Source organism: Ruegeria sp. BG8, from assembly GCF_056538325.1.
Map to the genome: position 1 here is coordinate 1 of NZ_JBQFSZ010000004.1, position 16,050 is coordinate 16,050.

17 protein-coding genes and 1 pseudogene are annotated in these 16,050 nt (G+C 56.3%); 6 read left to right on the forward strand and 12 right to left on the reverse strand.

Features of this window, described 5'->3' with window-relative positions; translation table 11 throughout:
- The 3 genes and pseudogenes from ACR0DG_RS09625 to ACR0DG_RS09635 all read right to left on the reverse strand — a co-directional run.
- A pseudogene (locus ACR0DG_RS09625) lies at positions 1–115 on the reverse strand ((2Fe-2S)-binding protein); the annotation flags it as partial.
- A 110-nt stretch (positions 116–225) separates the two neighbouring features.
- Positions 226–1,227 (reverse strand): molybdopterin-binding protein, encoded by a 1,002-nt coding sequence (locus ACR0DG_RS09630; protein WP_480697288.1) that lies wholly within the window; start codon positions 1,225–1,227, stop codon positions 226–228.
- Positions 1,224–2,192: an XdhC family protein gene (locus tag ACR0DG_RS09635; RefSeq protein ID WP_480697290.1), complete on the reverse strand. Its 969-nt coding sequence runs from the start codon at positions 2,190–2,192 to the stop codon at positions 1,224–1,226. Before ACR0DG_RS09635 ends, ACR0DG_RS09630 begins: the two co-directional genes overlap by 4 nt.
- A gap of 245 nt (positions 2,193–2,437) precedes the next feature.
- On the opposite strand from ACR0DG_RS09635, the gene ACR0DG_RS09640 reads away from it, so the two are divergent.
- Positions 2,438–2,938, forward strand: a complete 501-nt coding sequence (locus tag ACR0DG_RS09640) for a hypothetical protein (RefSeq protein WP_480697292.1) — start codon at positions 2,438–2,440, stop codon at positions 2,936–2,938.
- Positions 2,939–2,941: 3 nt separating this feature from the next.
- Here the strand turns inward: ACR0DG_RS09640 and ACR0DG_RS09645 are convergent, their stop codons facing one another.
- Complete coding sequence (locus tag ACR0DG_RS09645) at positions 2,942–4,198, reverse strand: vWA domain-containing protein (protein WP_480697294.1); 1,257 nt, start codon at positions 4,196–4,198, stop codon at positions 2,942–2,944.
- A 58-nt stretch (positions 4,199–4,256) separates the two neighbouring features.
- Positions 4,257–5,165, reverse strand: a complete 909-nt coding sequence (locus ACR0DG_RS09650; RefSeq protein WP_480697296.1) for an AAA family ATPase — start codon at positions 5,163–5,165, stop codon at positions 4,257–4,259.
- 132 nt (positions 5,166–5,297) lie between these two features.
- On the opposite strand from ACR0DG_RS09650, the gene pyrC reads away from it, so the two are divergent.
- The gene (gene pyrC / locus ACR0DG_RS09655; protein ID WP_480697298.1) at positions 5,298–6,335 is read left to right on the forward strand and encodes a dihydroorotase; all 1,038 of its coding nucleotides are present in this window, start codon (positions 5,298–5,300) and stop codon (positions 6,333–6,335) included.
- On the opposite strand, the gene ACR0DG_RS09660 is transcribed toward pyrC, so the two are convergent.
- Together ACR0DG_RS09660 and ACR0DG_RS09665 are read right to left on the reverse strand one after the other, a co-directional pair.
- Positions 6,332–7,627: an MmgE/PrpD family protein gene (locus tag ACR0DG_RS09660; protein ID WP_480697300.1), complete on the reverse strand. Its 1,296-nt coding sequence runs from the start codon at positions 7,625–7,627 to the stop codon at positions 6,332–6,334. The genes pyrC and ACR0DG_RS09660 overlap by 4 nt on opposite strands.
- 38 nt (positions 7,628–7,665) lie before the next feature.
- On the reverse strand, positions 7,666–8,112 hold the full coding sequence (locus tag ACR0DG_RS09665; protein WP_480697302.1) for a type II toxin-antitoxin system RatA family toxin: 447 nt from the start codon (positions 8,110–8,112) through the stop codon (positions 7,666–7,668).
- Positions 8,113–8,184: 72 nt separating this feature from the next.
- Between ACR0DG_RS09665 and hpt the strand changes: the two genes are divergently transcribed.
- Positions 8,185–8,727 carry a hypoxanthine phosphoribosyltransferase gene (gene hpt / locus ACR0DG_RS09670; RefSeq protein WP_480697304.1) on the forward strand — a complete coding sequence of 181 codons (543 nt, stop codon included), beginning with the start codon at positions 8,185–8,187 and terminating at the stop codon, positions 8,725–8,727.
- Between the two features lie 35 nt (positions 8,728–8,762).
- Complete coding sequence (locus ACR0DG_RS09675) at positions 8,763–8,912, forward strand: hypothetical protein (RefSeq protein WP_480707123.1); 150 nt, start codon at positions 8,763–8,765, stop codon at positions 8,910–8,912.
- Position 8,913: 1 nt separating this feature from the next.
- On the opposite strand, the gene ACR0DG_RS09680 is transcribed toward ACR0DG_RS09675, so the two are convergent.
- Positions 8,914–10,056: an amidohydrolase gene (locus tag ACR0DG_RS09680; RefSeq protein ID WP_480697308.1), complete on the reverse strand. Its 1,143-nt coding sequence runs from the start codon at positions 10,054–10,056 to the stop codon at positions 8,914–8,916.
- Entirely contained in the window at positions 10,053–11,003 is a 951-nt protein-coding gene (gene lipA / locus ACR0DG_RS09685) for a lipoyl synthase (protein WP_480697310.1), read from the reverse strand. Before lipA ends, ACR0DG_RS09680 begins: the two co-directional genes overlap by 4 nt.
- 264 nt (positions 11,004–11,267) lie before the next feature.
- Here lipA and ACR0DG_RS09690 point away from each other — a divergent pair, with 264 nt between their 5' ends.
- On the forward strand, positions 11,268–11,816 hold the full coding sequence (locus ACR0DG_RS09690) for a redoxin family protein (RefSeq protein WP_480697312.1): 549 nt from the start codon (positions 11,268–11,270) through the stop codon (positions 11,814–11,816).
- A 35-nt stretch (positions 11,817–11,851) separates the two neighbouring features.
- Here ACR0DG_RS09690 and ACR0DG_RS09695 read toward each other — a convergent pair whose 3' ends face one another.
- Both ACR0DG_RS09695 and ACR0DG_RS09700 read right to left on the reverse strand, forming a co-directional pair.
- Positions 11,852–12,778 carry a hydrogen peroxide-inducible genes activator gene (locus tag ACR0DG_RS09695; protein WP_480697314.1) on the reverse strand — a complete coding sequence of 309 codons (927 nt, stop codon included), beginning with the start codon at positions 12,776–12,778 and terminating at the stop codon, positions 11,852–11,854.
- Between the two features lie 50 nt (positions 12,779–12,828).
- Positions 12,829–13,935 carry a DUF6456 domain-containing protein gene (locus ACR0DG_RS09700; RefSeq protein ID WP_480697316.1) on the reverse strand — a complete coding sequence of 369 codons (1,107 nt, stop codon included), beginning with the start codon at positions 13,933–13,935 and terminating at the stop codon, positions 12,829–12,831.
- A gap of 242 nt (positions 13,936–14,177) precedes the next feature.
- Here ACR0DG_RS09700 and ACR0DG_RS09705 point away from each other — a divergent pair, with 242 nt between their 5' ends.
- Positions 14,178–14,477, forward strand: coding sequence for a DUF6477 family protein (locus tag ACR0DG_RS09705; protein ID WP_480697318.1), 300 nt, complete (start codon positions 14,178–14,180; stop codon positions 14,475–14,477).
- Here the strand turns inward: ACR0DG_RS09705 and ACR0DG_RS09710 are convergent, their stop codons facing one another.
- Positions 14,478–16,022, reverse strand: coding sequence for a trimethylamine methyltransferase family protein (locus tag ACR0DG_RS09710; RefSeq protein ID WP_480697320.1), 1,545 nt, complete (start codon positions 16,020–16,022; stop codon positions 14,478–14,480).
- Positions 16,023–16,050 lie beyond the last annotated feature (28 nt).

Genomic DNA, 16,050 nt, shown 5'->3' on the forward strand with positions numbered 1-16,050 from the left:
CAACATGCGTCCCTGTCAAACTCAAATGATCACGCAAAAATCCAGACAATAACGTCCGACCCTCAACCTCACCGCTCACAGCTACGCCGTTCACAGTCATCGAGACCTGTGCCATGAAATCCTCCCTTTTCGTGTTTTCCCTTGATCCGAGTTAAACACGGGGGTTTTCATTTGAGAACAGAAAACTGAGCAAAGCCGGGGGCTTTTCCTGATACCGCGAACTGTCTAGCGCTTGCGCTGTGATCGGGGTTGCGGTCTTGTTGGGATCTCTTTCAGCAAACCACCGACGCCCATACCTGCGATGTCGCGCCCCAAGGTTTCAACGCCGCAGGCCACGCGCGACAACACCCAATCCGCCCCATTGAGGGCCGGAGAACGCGCACAGCCCGGCAGCCCAATGACGGGTCGAGCACCAATAGAGCCAAGGAACAAAAGATTACCCGGATCAACCGGCATTCCGAATCTATCTACTTGACCACCAGCCCTGCGAACGGCTTCGGGCGCGACGTCAGATACATCTGATGTGGCTGACCCGGTCAGGATCATGACAATGTCCCCGGTGTTTTCTGAAACGGCTTTGGCCAGCTGCCCCGTTTCATGCGGAACGATGCAGACATCTTTCAGCGACATGCCCAGTGCCTCTACGCGGCCCCGAATGGCCGCAATGCCTTTTTCATTCGACGGCCCGCCGGGAATATCTGTGACAACCAAACCCGCCGTTTCGTGGACCGGCGACGCCAACCGAATTGACGCCTGCGCAAGCTGCGATGCACGTGCTACATCATCTGCCGGGACCGCATATGAAATGACCTTGATCGTCGCAACCATACCGCCCGCACTCATTTGCTGGTGCTGTGGGACTGTTGCGACGGTAATCATTGGATTGACCTGATTAAAGTCTTCAAGCGCCTCGACATTCAGAACAACCACACCCGGCCCGTCCGCCAATAGATTGACGCGTCCGGTGAAGGGTTGCGTGACACGCAGCCCAACTGCCGCAGGATCGGGTGCGAGAGCGGCTGCCAGCATCTGAGCGGCTTCATCTTCGTGACAATCGCCAGGTTCCAACCGGGCAGCGATGACCGAGGTATGCCCGGCCCCAATCAACTGGTTCTGGTGTTCGGCGCTCAGAACGATTCCCTTGCGAAGTTTTTTGTCGTCGATCTGCACGGAATGCGCAAGAATGGCACCTTGCGCTTTTTCGACGGGAATGGGTCCGAATTTCACGCTTTACCCCGTAACACGGCTGTCATCTGGGCAAGAATAGCAACGGCGATTTCCGATGGATCTGCAGCGCCAATATCCAGACCTATAGGGCCGTGAATACGGGCGATCTGCTCTTGGGTAAAACCGGTCTCAATCATTCGAGCCACGCGTTTTGCATGGGTCCGGGTGGAACCCAGCGCACCGATGTAGAAAACGCCCGCTTGAAGGGCGGATTCAAGCGCAGGATCATCCAGTTTTGGATCGTGGGTCAGCAGCACCACGGCCGTACGCGCATCAAGACCAAGCTTAGCGACGGCCTCATCTGGCCAGTCTGTAAGGATAGTTTCGCCTGGAAAACGGGCGTCCGAGGCGAAAGCGTCCCTTGGATCGATGATCGCAGGATCATATCCGGCAATGCGCGCCATCGGCACCAGAGCTTGTGTAATGTGAACGGCCCCGACAACAATCAAGCGCAGTGGCGGGTTGTGGACGGCTACAAACGTCTTGCCATCCTCTTCGAAGCCCGACCGGTCCATCCGCAAGCGATCCAGATGCGCATCGCGGCGCAAAGCCCGTCGTCCCGATTCAACGTTGACCTCGTAAACCAGCGGCTCGCGGTTTGCGCGGGCTTCGACAAGTTCTTGCAACATGGGTTCGGGCATGACGCTGCCAATCGGCTCGACCAACACCCGTATCTTTCCGCCACACGCGAGGCCTACGGCAAATGCGTCTTCGTCACTCACACCGAACTCAAGCAAACGGGCCTCGCCCTCTTCGATCGCTTCAAGGGCTTCTACGATCACCGCACCTTCGACACAGCCACCAGAAACTGAGCCTTCGATCCGGCCGTCTCCGCCTATGACCAGTTGCGCCCCCACGCGGCGCGGTGCACTGCCCCAGGTTTCCACAACTGTTGCAAGCGCGGCCTTTCGCCCTTCTTTTACCCAGCGCAAAGCCGTCTCAGGGCTGTTGTCGAATCTGTCCATTGCACCCTCCCGGCGTGTTCTGATCCAACATAGGGAGGTTTGGCGTAATGAAAAGTCAGCCTAAAGACCAATATGTTCAGCGCACATTCTAAAGCTGATCTATCTGCGCACGTGATCGGCATAAAAGAGCTCAGATTGAGTCAACATATGCAAGTTATTGATTGTCGAGATGTCAGATTCTACCTTAGACAAGCAACTGGGAAGTACCAGTATGCCCCATAATTTTTTTCAATGGAGACAGAGAGTTGAAACGCATTTTAACATTTGGAGTGGCCCTCGGCTTGTTGGCGTCTACCGCAGCTACGGCTGATACTTTCTTGCGTTACGGCGAAGTGGAAGGGTGGAAGGTCTTTATCGACCAAGACAAGAAATCCTGTCTGATCGAGGCCGTGGACGACTCGGAAAACGTTGTGCAGATGGGCCTCACCGAAGATCGCGGTGTTGGCTATGTTGGTGTGTTCACCAAAGCAAAGACCGATATCAAACGGGGCGACAAAGAGGCCGTTGCCATCCTGTTGGGTGACAACATTTATATCGGCGAAGCGACGGGCATGAAGGGCAATATTACCAAAGGGTATTCGGGTGGTTATGTCCTGTCAGACGACCCCCAATTTGCCGAAGACATTGCCAAGAAAGAAGTAATGATCGTGTTTCCGGAAAAGGAATTTGCGTTCACCGTTGATCTGACCGGCACATTCAAAGCCATGGAAATGGCCCGCAAGTGCAATCAGGAACAACTGAGCTGACGGTTAGCCGGAAAGCGCGGATAACAACCGCGCTTTCTCACCGACATCGTCTTGTTTGGAGATCACCGTTGCCAAATCTTCGAGCGACGAAATAGAATGCCCGGCACGGAAACTGTCGACATGCGGCAACATCGCGGCCACTCCTTGCGCTTTGGGGGCGAAACCATCCCACCGGAGGAGAGGGTTAAGCCAGATCAAACGGCGCGCAGACAAATGCAGGCGCTCCATCTCTTTTCCCAACGCCTCGGGCGCGCCGCGGTCCAATCCATCCGAGATCAAAAGTACGACGGCACCCTGCCCCATAACCCGTCGTGACCAATCCCGATTGAAGGCGTGCAGGCACTCACCAATCCGCGTGCCGCCCTCCCAATCTTGTGCCTCGGCTCCGGCGGCGGCCAACGCGGCATCGACATCGCGCTGTTGCAGATGGCGGGTGATATTTGTCAGCCGCGTTCCGAACGTAAACGCGTGCACCTTGGCCCAGCCTGCGCCCTTAGCGTTCGATACGGTGTGCAGGAAATGCAGGATGATCCGGCTGTACTGGCTCATCGACCCCGAAATATCGCATAGCACAACAAGGTTCGGCCAACGCTGCTTGGGCTTCAACCGGGCAATTTCATGCATCTCGCCGCCTTGACGCATGGCAGCCCGCAAAGTCCCGGCGCGATCGATACGGTGACCAAGATGGCTGGCCTGACCACGCCGCGATTCAATGGGTTTCACAGGCAACGTCATCCGGGCAAGGATACGTTTCGCTTGCGCGATTTCCGCGGTGCTCATCTGCTCGAAGTCAAGACTGCGCAGGCGTTCTTCGGACGACGCGGTTTGAGATGCATCGATCTCAAGTTCTGTCTCTTCCTCGGTCTCTGCGGTCTCGGGCAGGTCCTGTTCGACGCCATCCAACAACGCCTCAGCCGCCCGCTTTTCGGCGGCATCAGCCTGACGCTCCTCCTGCACACCACGAATGGCAGGCAGCATCATGGACATCATGTGCTCCATATACCGTGGGTCGCGCCAATACATGCGAAACACTTGCGCAAAGACGGTGCGGTGTTCCGGACGGTTCACGAAACACGCGTGAAGCGTCCAGTAGAAGTCCCGCTTTTCCGAAAACCCGGCAGCCTGAACCGCGCGGATTGCATCAACCACACGCCCTGTTCCGATCGGCAAACCCGCCTTTCGCAACGCGCGTGCAAAGTGCGTGATGTTCTGCGCCAGCTTCGGGTTATCGGGTATGTCGAGGGGAAGTTGTTCAGCCATCAACGCTTATGGGGGTATAGCCCTCAATCCTCCGCAGAATGTTCAACCAGAGAAAACATCAGGCCGGTTCAAGAGTGGCTTTCGCCTCATCCAGTATCCGTTTCGCCTCGGAGCCTTGCAATTTTTGGATATCGTCCTGGTATTTGAGGATCGCGCCCAAAGTATCCCCGATCACCTCAGGGCTAAGGTTAATCACGTCCAGTGCAAGCAGACACTTGGCCCAGTCGATTGTTTCTGCCACGCCGGGCTTTTTGAAAAGATCTTCGGTGCGAAGGTGTTGAACAAAGGCGACAACCTCACGGCTCAGCGCCTCAGCTGCTTCTGGTGCTCGGGCATGCAGAATTTCAATCTCGCGTTCAAAGTCCGGATAGTCCACCCAGTGATAAAGACACCGACGCTTGAGCGCATCGTGAACTTCGCGCGTCCGGTTTGACGTGACGATCACAATCGGAGGTTCCGGAGCGACGACTGTGCCAAGCTCTGGTATCGTCACCTGAAAATCGCTGAGTGCCTCCAGCAGGAAGGCTTCAAACGGTTCATCCGTCCGGTCAAGTTCATCGATCAACAAAACCGGCGCGCCCTGCTCGTCCGGACGCATGGCCTGCAAAAGCGGGCGCTCGATCAGGTAGTCGTCCGAGAACAGTTCCGTTTGCAGCGCGCCACGGTCCGCGCCGCCTGATGCTTCTGCGGTGCGGATCGCAACCATCTGCGCCGGAAAGTTCCATTCATAGACCGCCGATGACGCGTCTAGACCCTCATAGCACTGAAGCCGGATCAATCGACGATTCAGCCCGGCGGCTAGCGCCTTGGCAATCTCTGTCTTGCCCACACCGGCCTCACCCTCCAGAAACAGTGGACGCCCCAGTTTCAACGACAGGAAAACCACCGTCGCAAGGGCGCGCCCGCACACATAGCCTTGCTCGCCCAGCATGGTTTGAACCGCGTCGATGGAATTTGGCTGCGTCATGATATTCTCCCTTGCCACAACAGGTCATGGCCGCGTGCGCACGTCAAGGCCGTGGTCTTTTCCAGACCTACGACGTTCCGACGTGTTGACAAGGCCTTTTACGGGCGTCCCCTCTGTGCTAGCCGGAGCAGCATGACCGATAGCATCACGATCCGCCGCCCCGACGACTGGCACCTGCACCTGCGCGATGGCGCGATGTTGCAGGCCGTCCTGCCCGAAACTGCGCGCCACTTTGCCCGCGCGATCATCATGCCTAACCTTGTGCCGCCTGTGGTGCGTGGTGATCAGGCCGCCGCGTATCGCGATCGCATCATGTCAGCCCTGCCCGACAGCATGAGTTTCGAGCCCCTGATGACCCTGTATCTGACCGAAGACACAGACGCCGAAGATGTCGCCGCAGCCCATGCAAGCGGATTGATCAAGGCGGTTAAGCTCTACCCGGCTGGTGCAACGACCAACTCTGCCTCGGGTGTGCGGGATTTTGACAAGGTGCGGCCTGTCCTCGAAAAGATGGCCGAAATCGGTTTGCCGATGTGCGTGCATGGCGAGGTTACCGATTCCGACATAGACATCTTCGACCGCGAAGCTGTGTTTATCGACCGCGTTCTGGACCCGATCCGCAAGACGACCCCGGGTCTGCGCGTGGTGATGGAGCACATTACGACCTCGAACGGTGTGGAATACGTCAAGGCCAATGAAACCGACCTGGGCGCAACCATCACCGCGCACCACTTAATCATCAACCGGAACCACATTCTGGTTGGTGGGATCAAACCGCATTATTACTGCTTGCCGGTCGCCAAACGCGAGGAACATCGTTTGGCGCTGTTGGCCGCTGCGACATCGGGCGATAAACGATTCTTCCTTGGCACCGACAGCGCCCCGCACACAGACGCCAACAAAGAGATGGCCTGCGGCTGCGCCGGGTGCTTTACCGCGACAAACACAATGTCGCTTGTGGCTGAAATGTTCGATCGCGCAGGCGCTTTGGATAAATTGGAAGGGTTCGTCTCGTTGAATGGGCCAGCCTTCTATGGGCTACCGGTGAATGGCGAAACGATCACACTGACAAAAGGCGCTCCTGTCTCTTATCCGGACAAGATCGAATCTGGTGACGGACCGGTTACGGTTTTCGATCCCGGCTTCCCTTTACATTGGCGCGTCGTTTAACCCGCCAGTAAAGCCGCCAGATCGCGGGCGCGACCTCCGGTTCGCAGCATGGACCAGATAGCGTCCGCATCATCGCCACCAATCAGCTTGGCCGCCTTTTTACGGACCCTTTCTTCGCGATCTGCCAAGGTCATGGGGGCGAGCAGGTCGTAGTCGGCCTCTTTCCGTGCTCCGTCCCGGCGCAGCAGTGTCAGATGGGCTTGGGTCTCGGACAAGCTATCGTCAGCTTCGACCGATATGCGCTCGCGCAGAGACAGCAGACGACCGTCGCTACAGACCTTTTCGGAATAGCTGCTTGGTAAAGCCGTATCATAACCAAGCGCCTGCATTGCGATAACGGTTCGGTACGAGAACTTGGCACCCAATCCGGTGGTCGGCGACATTTGGTTGCATACGCTCATCCAACGTGGATGGGTTTTGATCTTGATCTCTGCAACTTCGGGTTCCGCGATATCCAGTTCCAGCGCGGCCTCAAGTGCCGCGTGAAGGCCGTGGCAGCACGCGTGGAACTTGTGGCTGACGGCTTCAAACAACCACTCATCGCCAAGCCCTTGCAATGCAGCGGTTGTATCATCCTGTCCGTTATGCGTCGCGCCGAAGCCAAATGGCCCTCCCATCGCGTTCGCGCTTGGCTCGAACCCTTTGGAAACAAGCAAAGCAGTTTCGACACCTGCGCTCGCAGCAAGCCCCGCGTTGTAAGGTTTGCCCATAGTACCGAACTGCGCTTTTAGCCCCGCAGCGCGTGTCGCCGTCAATCCCAGAACCTTGCGCATTTGCTCGGCATCGAAACCCAGAAGCCGGCCCGCTGCTATGGCCGAGCCGAACGCACCTGCCGTAGCTGTTTGATGAAATCCGGCTTGGTAGTGGTCACGCCCCAGCCACAGGCCCACGCGAATTGAGACCTCCATCCCAACAAGCGACGCTTCCAGAAAATCCACCAGTATCCGGTCGTCCCACTCGCTAAATGCCAGCGCGGCTGGCAATACGGCAACGGATGGATGCCCTATATGGGAAAAGTGTGTATCGTCGTAATCCAACGCATGTGAAACGGTCCCATTGACCAAAGCGGCCGCGCGCAAAGGTACGCACCCACCACCAAAGAGATGAGCTTGGGCCGTTCCCCCTTCCTCCAACACCAGATCGCGCACGGTCTTGGAAACGGGCTCATTCCGCCCGGCCCGTCCAACGGCAATCCAATCGAGTGCGGACAAGGATGTAACAACCCGCGCGTCAGAAGATGTCGAAACGGGTGCTGCCGCAAACCCGGCAATGGCAGAGGTAAAATCGGACATGCAGCGCAGTCTAGCGCGCGCCGACCAGGGGTAAAGCCTTAGCCGTACAAATCTGCGGCACGGCTTTCGAAAGCGCGGACAACACGCTGCATGGCCTCATTGAAAACAACCCCGATAATGCCTTGCAGGATTGCGTTCTTAAATTCGAAATCCACGTGGAACGAGATGTTGCATCCTCCGTCCGCTGCGTCCTCGAACTGCCAGTCTGACTTCATGTATTTGAAGGGGCCGTCCAGATACTCGGTGTCGATCCTGCGCTGTTCGGCAAACAATGTAACCCGGCTGCCAAAACGTTCGCGAAACACTTTGAACGATATGATCAGGTCGGCTTCCATCACCTGAGCTTCACCCGCAGCATACGTTCGGCGGATGCGGGCAGCGGCACACCATGGCAAAAAATCGGGGTATTTTGCCACATCGGCCACCAGATCATACATCTGCTGAGCGGTATATGGCAGGTGTCGGGTTTCCGAATGGGTAGGCATGGCGTCCGGTATTAACAGGTGACAATGGCGCGTGATTTCGTATGTTGCGCGCCAAAGATCAAGGGGGCAACGATGAGCGACCGCGCATATGTGATAGATGAGATGATCTCGGCAAAGGCAATCGCCGCCCGGATCGAAGAGCTGTGTCGCGAAATCACGCTGGAATTCGGCAATACCGACAAGCTGGTCGTGGTCGGACTGCTGCGTGGCAGTTTCGTGTTTATTGCCGACCTAGTGCGAGAGCTGGACCTGCCTATCGAGGTCGACTTTCTTGAGGCATCCTCGTACGGCGACGCGATGGAAAGCAGCCGCGAGGTGCGTATTCTGAAAGACCTGCGCGGCGCAATTGAAGGCCGGGATGTTCTTGTTGTCGAAGACATCGTGGATACGGGCCACACATTGAATCACGTGACCAAGCTGTTGCGCAGTCGAAAACCAAGCCGATTGAAGTCCATCGCATTGCTGGACAAACCCAGTCGTCGTGAGGTCGATTTCCGCTCGGATTGGATCGGCTTTGAGATTCCGGATGAATTTGTCGTGGGATACGGGATCGACTTCGCGCAACGTAACCGCAACCTGCCCTTTATCGGCAAAGTGCGTTTCACCGAAGACTGATCGAGGTCGGAATGAATCCACGCCACCTTTTTCGAATGTCGTTATGGGCGCGAAAACCGCCTTCGGAAAAGCGCGTAAAGTTCGTGTTTGGTATCGTGCTTGTTGTCTTGCTGATTGGCGGGATCGAATACATGGGCTGGTGGCCAGATTGGGCCAAGGGGGAATGGACCCGCTTCAAGCCCTAGCTCAGCCCAGCAAATGTCGGATGGTCGACAGGAATACCCCTGATCCAACCGGTATCAATTCGTCTGGAAAGTCGTAGTCGGGATTGTGGAGTTGCGGGTGGTCACGGCCAGCCCCCAACCAAAACATGGCCGCTTTGGCGCCCTTGCCGAATTGTCCAAAATCCTCAGAGAACTTTTGTGGCAGCGACGTCAGTTCAAAATGCACACCCTGATCTTCAAAGCCGCATACCAGCGCGGAAACGGCCTCGCTATCGTTCACACAAGCCTCGAATACGTCGTCATACGCGATGTTAACTTGCAAACCGTGCTCTGCGGCAGTGCGGTTCACGATATGCTCTGCCTCGGTCACCAGTTGCTGCATCCGAGTGTCGGACACGGTGCGTAAGGTGACCCAAATCTCTGCCTGACCCGGAGAGACGCCAAAAGTCGGTTGACCCAAATTGGCGTGTGTTACCGTGGTCAGCGCAAATTCGGCGTTCAGATCCCCTCCTGCACCCAAATCTGCAAGCAATGGCATAAGAGACGACACCGCTTTGGCCGGTGAAATGCCATCTTGCGGCGCGGCTGCGTGAGACGTCTTTCCAGTCAACGTGATCCGCATGCCGCGCGAAGCGCAATTGGTCGGGCCCTTGCACAATTCGATCCTTCCGAGATCCAATCCCGGCAGGTTGTGCAGCGCAAAGATGTAGTCAGGCGCAATCTCGGCAAAACGTGGATCGTTGCGATAAGCTATCGCACCCTGCCCCGTTTCTTCGGCAGGCTGAAAAACAAGGGCGACTTTCCCTTTTGCCGAACGTCTTTGCCCCAGTGATTGGGCGACGGCAAGCACCATTACCATGTGCCCATCATGCCCACACAGATGACCATTGCCCGGTACACGCGAAGTGTAATCGAACTGACCCAAATCCTCGATCGGCAATCCGTCCAGTTCACACCTGATCGCGACCGTCGGACCCGGCTGGCCACTGTCAAACACCGCTGCCACACCATGACCACCAAGCTGTGTCATTACCCGATCTGCACCGGCCTTGGACAGCAGATCAATCATACGGGCGGCCGTGTGTTGCTCCTGACCAGACAGTTCAGGATACATGTGCAACTCGCGCCGCAGCGCAGTCAGCTTCGTCAGTGTGTCCGGGCTCAACCTTGTGTCAGTGCCTTTTGGCGCGCATCCCGCAAGCGGGCGAAATCGTCGCCGGCATGGTAGGATGATCGCGTCAACGGCGTGGCCGATACCATCAGGAAACCTTTGCCATATGCCGCCTTTTCGTAAGATGCGAACTCATCCGGTGTAACGAAGCGATCCACAGCATGGTGTTTCGGGGTCGGCTGCAAATACTGACCAATCGTGAGAAAATCGATATCAGCTGCGCGCATATCATCCATTACCTGACGCACCTGCTGTTCTTCTTCGCCCAAGCCGACCATGATACCGGACTTTGTGAAGATCGACGGATCCAGTTCCTTGACCCGCTGCAGCAAGCGCAGCGAGTGGAAGTAACGCGCACCAGGACGCACCTCGGGGTACAATCCGGGAACCGTTTCAAGGTTATGGTTAAACACGTCCGGTTTGGCCTCAACCACAACTTCCAGCACCGACGGTGCGCATTTCAGAAAGTCCGGTGTCAAAATCTCGATCGTTGTTTTCGGCGACCGGTGGCGAATGGCACGGATCGTCTGAGCAAAGTGATCCGCCCCGCCATCCTCAAGATCGTCCCGGTCAACCGAGGTGATAACCACGTGGTTCAGGCCCAGTTTTTCGACTGCATGCGCAACCCGGCCCGGTTCGAAAACGTCCAGCGCATCCGGGCGACCTGTTGCAATGTTGCAGAATGTGCAGCCACGGGTACAAATCTCGCCCATGATCATCATGGTCGCGTGGCCCTGGCTCCAGCATTCGCCAACGTTCGGGCACCCGGCCTCTTCGCACACAGTTACGAGATTATTGTCGCGCATGATCCGGCGCGTGTCGGCATACCCTTTTCCGCCTGGCGCCTTTACACGAATCCAGTTCGGTTTCTTCGGTTGCGCATTATCGGGTTTATGCGCTTTTTCAGGGTGACGTTGTTCGGGGATCTTCAGATCACGCACAGCTGGCTTTCCTGACTTTGGGTCAATTTGCTGACCTGTAACATAGTACACCCATGTGTACTATGCCACTGAGACATATCCGCCATGCAACGAAAATGCTGCAGCACAGCATTCATAATATCGAATAATACCTAAAAGTCCGTTTTAAGCTATATTTTTCAGACAACTAAGATTCTCTCACTTGCAGAAAATCGCACATTGAAGCCGCTCCACAACTGTTTTAGACACCGCCAAAAAACACCAAAAGCTTAACGGAGCTCATAAATGAAGACTGGCGCGAAACTGCCCGCGGTCACCTTTCACACCCGCGTACGCGACGAACAGATCGAAGGCACGAACGCCTTCCGCTGGGAGGATAAAACCACAGCGGACTACTTTGCGGGTAAGCGGGTCATTCTATTTTCGCTACCGGGCGCTTTCACGCCCACATGCTCTACCTATCAGCTGCCCGGATTTGAAAACGGCTATGCAGATTTCCTAGCTGAAGGCATTGATGAGATTTACTGCATGTCGGTAAACGACAGCTTTGTCATGAACAAATGGGCTCAGGATCAGGGGTTGAAGAACGTCAAGGTTATCCCAGACGGCTCAGGTGAGTTCACTCGCAAGATGGGAATGCTGGTCGACAAGGATAACCTAGGCTTTGGCATGCGCTCGTGGCGCTATGCGGCGATTGTCAACGACGGCGTCGTCGAGGCCTGGTTCGAAGAACCCGGTTTGATGGATAATTGCCCCGAGGATCCTTATGGCGTGTCGTCCCCTGAAAACCTGATGACACATCTGAACGAAGCCAAAGAACCCGCACTTGCTTAAATTCTAGCGTTCAAAGGCCCGCTTTTTGGCGGGCCTTATGGCATTCTGGTGGCAGTCACGATCTCGTCCCCGACAACGCGAATAACATTTGCCAGACTGTCGAACCAATCCTCTGTTGCTGTCGATACACGTCGAACAAGCCCAACGGTACGGGATGGCTGTGGCGTGCCAAAACGCTGCAATACAAGACCGGGAACAGCGTGCGTTTCAGCACGCGCCGCCAATTCCGGCATCAGGGTTAACCCAAACCCTTCTGCCACAAGGCGCGACAACGTGGCCAAAGAAGATGCCCCCATGTTGATCAAACCGCTACTGCGATCCTGCCCGCAAACCTCCAGGGCCTGATCAGTCAAACAATGCCCATCGTCCAACAGCATCAATTGAGACGTTTTGAGGTCGACCGGCCGTAATGATTCAGGATCCTGAGCCATATCCTGAATACGACCCGCGCTGCCCGCCAATAAGAACCGGTCTTCGAACAAAGGCAGCTCGATCAGTTCACTGTCACCTGTTGGCAGCGCAACGATCCCGGCATCAATCTCTCCGGCCCGCAGCATCGCCAGCAATCGTTCAGTCCGCGCCTCTCGCACTTGCACCCTGAGTGACACATCAGACGATCTGAGCCCTGCCAGAACGCCCGGTAGCAGATAAGGCGCAATCGTGGGGATAATCCCAATAGACAAGGACCGGTGCCCGCCGGAATGATCCCGTGCGAACTGATCCAGCCTTTGTGCCGATCCCAATACCTGCCGTGCGTATTCCAGAACATCGCGTCCGAGCGGTGTTAAAAGAATATCCCGGGCCTGTCGTTCGAAAAGCGCACCACCAAGCGTATCTTCCAACGACTTCACCTGCACCGAAAGCGCTGGCTGAGACACATTGCAAACCTGTGCCGCGCGCCCAAAGTTGCGCTGTTCTGCGACAGCGTTGAAGTATTGAAGCTGGCGGAGCGTAAAGTTCATAACCTTTGACTATCACCACCGCCCAATCCTTCAACCCTGAATTATGGCTTTCAGCCAATCAAACGGCTCTTCTCCGCTTGATCATGATAGTGGCGTTTGAGGCGCTGCAACGCGATCCGCAACACTATCTTTCCGGATCGCGCAGACCACCCCATGCGTTTCTCAGCTAATTCCAACCCTTCAAGGTAGCAGCAACAGCGCAAGGCAACATCACTCAGACCGGGTCCAAGGTCTGACAGCGCGCGTTCAACCCGATCACGTGCGTCAGAGGATCCTCGACCGTCCGATATACCCGATCCAAAACTTCCGCGCCCACCTGCGGTTAAAAAGCTATCCCAGTTCTGCGCGACCTGAGGCCCAATCTGCGCAATCTCGAAGTCTTCGCGCAAACGCTCTCCGGCGCGCACAAGGCTCTCGTCGAGAAAGGGTTTGCCGTCACGATCACGTCGGCGCGCTAAGGCAAGCAAAGGGCTTTCGGCTGTGCTGTACCGAATACGCCGTTGTCTTTGATTGCTATCCAGTCCCGGCTGCGCGCGGGATGGGGCAGCCTTGAACGAAGCCTGAGCTTCGGCCATCCCAAACTCGTTACGTGTTCGGGCCTTATTCTCTGTGTCTGCGATTAATTGACTAAGCGCATTGCGACCCGCAGCGGAAATTCGATAGCGCGAGATGCGACCGTGGTTGTCGCAGGTGATCCAGTCCTTCAATGCCAACGCCTGCGCGGTCTTGCATTCGACAACAGCCGTTCTGGTGGTGCCGCATTCGCCCGCATCGCGCACGACGACGGCCTTGTCCATGTCTTCGGCAACAGCCAGAACGGCACCAGTTTCGCACAGGCGGCGAAGTACGCGCAGTGCCTCGCGATTGAAATCTTCTTCGGCGGCTTCCGCATCTTCTTCTTGCAACGCTGCAAACGAGCGTTCTGGTATCCCTTTTTCCGAAAAATGATCCGCAGCCAGAGTCTGTAGCGCGGCATCTACCAGCGGATCATCGCGCCGCATTTCGATACGGCGTATTTGTCTGAGTATTGTCGAAGCATGGCACCCCGCTGATCGCGCGATGTCGCGGATCGACTGACCGGTCTCGGTATGCGCCAGATATCGCTGCGCGCCTTCAGGTACCCAAGCCGGAATGGTGAAAGCCATGTTGTTTTCCATAGTTACTTGCCCTCGTCGACAAAACAATTCCGTTCTCAATCGCCCCCGATGAATTTGTTAACCAAAACTAACTAGAGTTGCTTTCGTTACTCGTTCGTTAACCCAAGGCGGTAAGTGCCAGATTTGATTTAAAATCATAAACACTGGTGAAGTCAGAGTTCGGAGGGAAAGCACCCAAGGCAACACCCGTTAAAGTTGTGTTACAAAAGTGGCGACTTTCATTCGGACAAGGAATCCAGAAAATGCAGGACCTGATGACCATGATTACAGCCCTTCGCCGCCCTCGCCTTTTGGCGCGAGCCGCAAGACATGGGGCGCGGGATTATGATCGGGATCGCCACCTTCAACGTCTGCTGGGCTACGGTTCTTTGCCAAGCACAGGCGCTGCGCTTGTCCGACTTTTAGAGCTGGAGAAAGAAGTCAACGCGCTACGTCTGGCCGAGGATGCCGCATATTCGCTGGCACGGCACCTAGATGTACTCATCGCACTTTTGGGCGAGGCGCAGCTGTACAAAGCCAGCCGCGCCGCGCAGTATCAGTAATCAGGCGAAGGCATCCGGCATGGATGCTTTTTTCTTTTCAATGTACTCGTTCAGAGCGGCATGGATTGCCGGGTCGAGCTGCGGCTGTTGGTAGTTGGCCAACAAGTGTTCGACCCGTTCCGAGGCCAGTTGCCGCGTGTCGCGCGCGCCTTCGTCTTCCCAGGTCTCATAGGGTTTGTAGTCCAGCAACTCGGACTTCCAGAACGCTTCCTTAAAGTTCGCCTGCGTGTGCGCGCACCCAAGATAGTGACCACCGGGCCCAACTTCACGGATCGCGTCCATCGCCTGAGCGTTTTCGTCATAGGCGATCCCTTTGGCGAGGCCGTGCAAAACGCCCAACTGGTCGGCATCCATCACGAACTTCTCAAAGTCAGCGACAAGGCCGCCTTCGAGCCAACCGCAGGCATGAAGCATAAAGTTCACACCGGACATCAGCCCCATGTTCAACGAGTTCGCAGTCTCGAACGCCGCCTGCGCGTCGGGCAGTTTGGAACCACAGAAGGAGCCGGCCGAACGGAACGGCAGCCCAAGGCGGCGTGCCAGTTGCCCTGCCCCATAGGTCACCATCGACGCTTCGGGCGTTCCAAACGTCGGCGCCCCAGAGTTCATGTCGATCGAAGATACGAAAGCACCAAAGATCGCTGGTGCACCCGGTCGCACGATCTGGCTGTACGAGACACCGGCCAGAACTTCGGCCAAAACCTGCGTCAAGGTCCCGGCAACCGACACGGGCGCCATCGCGCCCCCGACGATAAAGGGCGAGATGATGCATGCTTGGTTGTTTGCGGCGTAAACCTCAAGCGACCCCATCATCACATCGTCGAAGGTCATCGGCGAGTTGATGTTGGTCAGCGACGTCATGACCGTGTTTTGCTGAACAAAGTCTTTGCCGAACAGAATCTCGCACATTTCGACAGAGTCTTGCGCGCGGCTTGGATCGGTAACGGACCCCATGAACGGTTTATCCGACAAGGTCATATGGGCCATCAGCATATCCAAATGACGCTTGTTCACCGGAATATCCGTCGGCTCGCACACGGTTCCGCCCGAGTGGTGCAGCCACTTGGACATGTATGCCAGTTTCACGAACTTGTTGAAATCGTCCATCGTAGCATAACGACGACCGCCCTGAGCATCCCGTACAAACGGGGGGCCATAAACGGGGGCCAAAACCAGATTTCGCCCGCCGATAACCACCGATTTTTCGGGGTTACGCGCATGCTGCGTAAACTCGCTGGGCGCTGTCTTGATCAACTCGCGCGCCAAGCCGCGAGGGATGCGAACACGTTCGCCATCCACATCTGCGCCCGCGTTTTTCCACCGCTCCAACGCTGACGGGTTGTCGACAAAGTTTACGCCGACTTCAGCCAGAATTGTTTCCGCGTTTGCTTCGATGATCTGCAACGCTTCTTCGTTCAGAACTTCGAAATTCGGAATATTACGTTCGATGTATTTGGCGGTTTCGATGCGAACCGCAGTGCGTTCGGCCCGGCGAGCGGCGCCACCGCCACCTCTTGCCCGACGCCGGGTGTTTGCCTCAGCCATGAGAAGATCCCGTCTATTGGTTGATTTG

Coding starts and splice junctions, on each gene's coding strand:
- ACR0DG_RS09635 (WP_480697290.1), bottom strand. CDS start 2,192: ATGGACAGATTCGACAACAGCCCTGAGACGGCTTTGCGCTGGGTAAAA.
- ACR0DG_RS09645 (WP_480697294.1), bottom strand. CDS start 4,198: ATGGCTGAACAACTTCCCCTCGACATACCCGATAACCCGAAGCTGGCG.
- ACR0DG_RS09695 (WP_480697314.1), bottom strand. CDS start 12,778: ATGAACTTTACGCTCCGCCAGCTTCAATACTTCAACGCTGTCGCAGAA.
- ACR0DG_RS09665 (WP_480697302.1), bottom strand. CDS start 8,112: ATGCCTACCCATTCGGAAACCCGACACCTGCCATATACCGCTCAGCAG.
- ACR0DG_RS09650 (WP_480697296.1), bottom strand. CDS start 5,165: ATGACGCAGCCAAATTCCATCGACGCGGTTCAAACCATGCTGGGCGAG.
- hpt (WP_480697304.1), top strand. CDS start 8,185: ATGAGCGACCGCGCATATGTGATAGATGAGATGATCTCGGCAAAGGCA.
- ACR0DG_RS09675 (WP_480707123.1), top strand. CDS start 8,763: ATGTCGTTATGGGCGCGAAAACCGCCTTCGGAAAAGCGCGTAAAGTTC.
- ACR0DG_RS09660 (WP_480697300.1), bottom strand. CDS start 7,627: ATGTCCGATTTTACCTCTGCCATTGCCGGGTTTGCGGCAGCACCCGTT.
- ACR0DG_RS09690 (WP_480697312.1), top strand. CDS start 11,268: ATGAAGACTGGCGCGAAACTGCCCGCGGTCACCTTTCACACCCGCGTA.
- ACR0DG_RS09700 (WP_480697316.1), bottom strand. CDS start 13,935: ATGGAAAACAACATGGCTTTCACCATTCCGGCTTGGGTACCTGAAGGC.
- ACR0DG_RS09705 (WP_480697318.1), top strand. CDS start 14,178: ATGCAGGACCTGATGACCATGATTACAGCCCTTCGCCGCCCTCGCCTT.
- ACR0DG_RS09710 (WP_480697320.1), bottom strand. CDS start 16,022: ATGGCTGAGGCAAACACCCGGCGTCGGGCAAGAGGTGGCGGTGGCGCC.
- pyrC (WP_480697298.1), top strand. CDS start 5,298: ATGACCGATAGCATCACGATCCGCCGCCCCGACGACTGGCACCTGCAC.